Source organism: uncultured Campylobacter sp. (assembly GCF_938018145.1).
Taxonomy (GTDB): domain Bacteria; phylum Campylobacterota; class Campylobacteria; order Campylobacterales; family Campylobacteraceae; genus Campylobacter_A.
Map to the genome: position 1 here is coordinate 1 of NZ_CALIII010000331.1, position 2,203 is coordinate 2,203.

Genomic DNA, 2,203 nt, shown 5'->3' on the forward strand with positions numbered 1-2,203 from the left:
GGCGTTTTATCTATCGCTAATAACGCTAAGCGCGGTAATGTTAAAAATAATCTAAAAGGAGAAACCATGAAAATAATCGAAGGAAATTTGGCTTTAAAAGGCGGCGAAAAGGTCGCCATAGTGGGCGCGAGATTTAACCACATCATCACCGATAGGCTGGTCGAGGGCGCGAGGGACGCGTTTTTGCGCCACGGCGGAGAAGAGAAAAATTTGAGCCTCATTTTGGTGCCGGGCGCGTTTGAGATACCGATGGCGCTTGAAAAGGCGCTAGCTAGCGGCAAATTTGACGCTATTTGCTGCGTGGGAGCGGTGATAAGAGGTTCAACTCCGCACTTTGACTACGTGAGCGCCGAGACCACCAAAGGCATCGCAAACGTCACGCTAAAGTACGGCAAGCCGGTGACCTTTGGCGTGCTAACGGTCGATAGCATCGAGCAAGCCATCGAGCGAGCGGGCTCAAAAGCCGGAAATAAGGGCTTTGAAGCGATGACGGGCGTGATCGAGATGCTAAGCTTATATAAAAATTTGGAGGCGTAAAATGGCGACTCGTCATCAGGTCAGGCAGGCCGTCGTTTCGCTACTGTATGCGCGCGAAATGGGTAGCTGCAGCGAGGAGTTCGTCGAGGAGTTTTTAGAAGAAAAAAAGATCCGAAACGACCAGCGAAGCCTTGCGCTCTCGCTTTTTCACGGTATTTTGGAGCACGCAGATGAGCTTGATACGCTACTAAACGCGCGCCTAAAAGAGTGGAAGATAAACGAGATCGGCAGCATCGAGCGCGCCGTGCTTAGGCTGGGGGCGTACGAGATGAAATTTACCCCGACCGATAAGGCCGTCATCATAAACGAGGGCATCGAGCTCGGCAAGGAGCTGGGCGGCGACTCGGCGCCGAAATTTATAAACGGCGTGCTAGACGCGCTAAAGGCCGATCTGTGAAGCTCTGCGTCGCGCTTGATCTGGGCTCGAAGCAGGAGTGTTTGCAGCTAGCGGGTGAGCTTACTGGTTTGGCCGATAAAATTTGGCTCAAAGTTGGGCTGCGAGCCTATTTGCGCGACGGAGCGGGCTTTGTGGAGGAGCTAAAAAAGCTTGGAAATTTTAAAATTTTCCTCGATCTAAAGCTCTACGACATCCCAAACACGATGGCAGACGCCGCCGAGGAGATCGCAAAGCTCGGCGTAGATATGATAAACGTGCACGCAAGCAGCGGCAAGCGCGCGATGGCGACGGTGATGGAGCGACTAGATAGGCTAGCTTCGCGTCCGCTGGTGCTTGCGGTCTCTGCGCTAACGAGCTTTGACGAGTCCGAGTTTAGCGCGGTTTACGAGCAAAATTTAAGCGACGCCGTGCGCAAATTTAGCGTGATGAGCTACGAAGCGGGGCTTGACGGCATGGTCTGCTCGGCATTCGAGAGCCGCCTGATAAAGGACGCTACGAGCGCAGATTTTATCACGCTCTGCCCGGGCGTGAGGCCGTTTGGCGAGAGTGCGGCAGATCAAAAGCGGGTGGCGGATCTGGGCGCCGCGCGCGAGGCGGGGGCTGATTTTATAGTGGTAGGTCGGCCGATATATCAAAGCGCCGATCCGCGCGAAATTTGCGAGCGGATTTTGGGTCAAATTTAGCGCCAAAGCTTGCGTAAAATTTGACGCAAGTTCATTTTAAACAGAATTTTCCGCGCGAGAATTTTAATTAACTCATCGCGCAAGGACAGCTCGGGCGGTGACTGAGCGCAGTAGCGAGATAAAATTTAACGAGCTTCGCAGCGCGCGAATGAAATTTGAAATTTCATTCAAAGAGGCGAGTTCGGCGGAGCCTAAAAGAAATTTGAGGTAAATTTGAGCGATTTTAAGAAAATCCCCTATGTCGGCGAGGCGACCGAGGCGGATCTACTGGCGCTCGGCTACGAGGATATCGCTTCGTTAAAGGGTGCGGATCCCCACGAAATGTTTGAACGCACAAAGGCGCTCGGGCGCGGCAGTGACAGATGTATCCTCTACGTTTACCGCATGGTTTGCTACTACGCAAATACGCCCCGTCCCGACAAAGCCAAGCTGAAATGGTGGCTTTGGAAGGACTAATTTACGAATTTGACCCGCGCGAGCCATTTGAATTTGAGCGGATTTACTAGCGACAGACGCGGCTGTATCTGCAGCACGAAACGGCACCTCACGTAAGTGCAAGCTAGCAAGCGCAATGAACGGCGTAAAT

Annotated in this window: 4 protein-coding genes; all 4 read left to right on the forward strand. The window is 52.7% G+C overall.

Translation table 11 applies throughout. The annotated features are described in order from the left end of the window. The first annotated feature begins 66 nt into the window (after nucleotides 1-66). The 4 genes from ribH (at nucleotide 67) to Q0338_RS07690 (ending at nucleotide 2,073) form a co-directional block, all read left to right on the forward strand. Nucleotides 67-537 carry a 6,7-dimethyl-8-ribityllumazine synthase gene (gene ribH / locus Q0338_RS07675; RefSeq protein WP_298086239.1) on the forward strand — a complete coding sequence of 157 codons (471 nt, stop codon included), beginning with the start codon at nucleotides 67-69 and terminating at the stop codon, nucleotides 535-537. Between the two features lies 1 nt (nucleotide 538). Beyond that, on the forward strand, nucleotides 539-934 hold the full coding sequence (gene nusB, locus Q0338_RS07680) for a transcription antitermination factor NusB (RefSeq protein ID WP_298086240.1): 396 nt from the start codon (nucleotides 539-541) through the stop codon (nucleotides 932-934). After that, entirely contained in the window at nucleotides 931-1,617 is a 687-nt protein-coding gene (gene pyrF / locus Q0338_RS07685; RefSeq protein WP_366119802.1) for an orotidine-5'-phosphate decarboxylase, read from the forward strand. Before nusB ends, pyrF begins: the two co-directional genes overlap by 4 nt. A 213-nt stretch (nucleotides 1,618-1,830) precedes the next feature. Further along, nucleotides 1,831-2,073, forward strand: coding sequence for a helix-hairpin-helix domain-containing protein (locus Q0338_RS07690; protein ID WP_298086241.1), 243 nt, complete (start codon nucleotides 1,831-1,833; stop codon nucleotides 2,071-2,073). Nucleotides 2,074-2,203: the final 130 nt, after the last annotated feature.

What these genes read in the sequence shown, in the direction of transcription:
- nusB (WP_298086240.1), top strand. Translation starts at nt 539, where the DNA reads ATGGCGACTCGTCATCAGGTCAGGCAGGCCGTCGTTTCGCTACTGTAT.
- ribH (WP_298086239.1), top strand. Translation starts at nt 67, where the DNA reads ATGAAAATAATCGAAGGAAATTTGGCTTTAAAAGGCGGCGAAAAGGTC.